Source organism: Shewanella sp. 10N.286.45.A1 (assembly GCF_041470405.1).
GTDB lineage: Bacteria > Pseudomonadota > Gammaproteobacteria > Enterobacterales > Shewanellaceae > Shewanella.
The window spans coordinates 1-2,172 of the sequence record NZ_JBFRMK010000209.1; the positions used below are offsets into that span (position 1 = coordinate 1).

The following is a 2,172-nucleotide window of genomic DNA, read 5'->3' on the forward strand; positions in this document are numbered from 1 at the left end:
ACACCGCTGCAAGTCCCGTACTACCTAAGTAGTTGGCCTGCTGTGCCGTGTCAGTGGATGCGCATTATAGGGAAATCCTGACAGAGCGCAAGGGGCTAAATGAGAAAAAATGCAATAAATCGTTTAAGCGCACACTTCTCAAACGATACGCACAAAAAAGGGGCTAAAAGCCCCTTTTATCTGTTTAAGCTGTTCTATTAGTTACCAAAGAAGCGCGACTCTTGTTTTGCTTCAATCTCACCATCATCAGTTTCAACTTCAAAATTGATATGCGTCATCGCTCTAGAAAGCTCAACAGGGTCTACCGCAATACTGATTGGAAGTGTTAATACCTCCCCGCCGCTGAGTGTTACCTGTTGTGGGCCAATCCATTTGTAATTCGATAAGCCTTCTACACTCAAGTTATATATATGGGTATCTTCGGTCTTATTAAGGACCTTTAAGGTAAAGGTATTCTCAATCAACCCTGCATCCGTTTCTCTGAATAGAAGATTACGGTCACGGATAACATCAATACGAATAGGGGCAATTGTGGCTGTAGCATATACAAAGACCAAAACCATCACCGTTAAAATGACGCCATAGCCAACAAGCTTAGGACGGAGAACTTTCTCTTTTATACCTTCAAGCTTATTTTCAGTTGTGTAACTAATCAGTCCTTTGTCATACCCCATCCTGCTCATGGTGGTATCGCAAGCATCAATACAAGCACCACAGTTAATACACTCATACTGCAAACCATTGCGAATATCGATACCGGTAGGGCAAACTTGAACACATAAATCACAATCGATACAGTCACCCAAACCTAAAGCTTTAGGGTCAGCTTTTCTAGATCTTGGGCCACGGGTTTCTCCGCGTTTAACATCGTAACCCACTATATAAGTATTCTTATCAAACATCGCAGACTGGAAGCGTGCATATGGACACATATGCAAACACATGATCTCTCGCATCCAACCAGCATTGCCATAAGTGGCAAACGTAAAGAAGATTACCCAGAAATATACTGAGCCACTGGCATTCAGTGTGAATACTTCTAAATACACTTCCCTTGTAGGAACGAAGTAAGAGACAAACGTCATTGCAGTGAGTAGTGAGATCAACAACCAAGCACCATGCTTTGCGGTTTTTCGTTTCAGCTTATCGAAGCTCCACGGCATTTGATCTAACTTCATGCGTTTATTACGCGAACCTTCGAGCTTTTCTTCAAACCACATAAAGATAAAGGTCCACACGGTTTGTGGACAGGTATAGCCACACCAAACACGACCTAAATAAGTGGTGATGAAAAAGAGTCCAAATGCGGCAATCATTAATAAGGCAGCCAAGAGCGTGAAATCTTGTGGCCAAATAGTGAGACCAAAAACATGGAACTTTTGTTCAGCAAGATTAAACCAGACCGCTTGACGATCTCCCCAAGGGATCCATGGCAGCAATAAAAAGAACAACATTGCTATCCAACCCAATTGGCGACGCAAGGTTGTCCATAGCCCTTCAACCGCTCTCACATATATACGGTTACGCGGATTGAACCTGTCCGCTTTATTGGCGTCAGGCTGATGAATTTTGATTCTTTCTACTTTTGAAAAGTCTTTTTTATTTTGTTCTGCGCTCATTTTGTAGCCTTACAGCTTTAATATTGCTAGAAAACTAGCTTATTATAACGCTTATACTACAAGTTATTCACCTATATAGGACTAATTGATGAAAGGCTGGATTTTGTTAGCACTAATTGGCGGTGTTCTTTATTACCTCTATACAGAAACAGATGCATTAGATGAACCCGTTGCTGAAGTTCAGGCTATTTATCAGCAAGCTGAAGATAAACTGGATAGCATGACAGGGACTCAACTAAAGCGAATCGACCATAAAGTGGATCTTCTTAAAACGGATATAGCAGATAGACTGTCAGCCGCCGAGCAACAGGCACTGCAAGCTATCACTCAATCGCAAGCCAGATTAGATGAATTCAAACAGGATTACTGTGGAAATGGAGCAGACAAACACAGTAGCTTTAGCAAAGAGAACCAAACTTATATATGTGACAAGCTAAACTAAAGCAGCTTAACACTCATTAACGCAGCATTACTGCCGCAAAAACTGACCTGTTAGATTGCTTTTGGCTTGCTACGCCTTAGTTGAATAAACTCATAAGGGAACAACCATTAT

Annotated in this window: 2 protein-coding genes; one reads left to right on the plus strand and one right to left on the minus strand. The window is 41.6% G+C overall.

Going from position 1 to position 2,172, the window contains the following annotated elements; all coding sequences use genetic code 11:
* Positions 1–197: 197 nt before the first annotated feature.
* Positions 198–1,619, minus strand: a complete 1,422-nt coding sequence (gene ccoG / locus AB4238_RS15410) for a cytochrome c oxidase accessory protein CcoG (RefSeq protein ID WP_372034225.1) — start codon at positions 1,617–1,619, stop codon at positions 198–200.
* Positions 1,620–1,707: 88 nt separating this feature from the next.
* On the opposite strand from ccoG, the gene AB4238_RS15415 reads away from it, so the two are divergent.
* Positions 1,708–2,061 (plus strand): hypothetical protein, encoded by a 354-nt coding sequence (locus AB4238_RS15415; protein ID WP_372034226.1) that lies wholly within the window; start codon positions 1,708–1,710, stop codon positions 2,059–2,061.
* Positions 2,062–2,172: the final 111 nt, after the last annotated feature.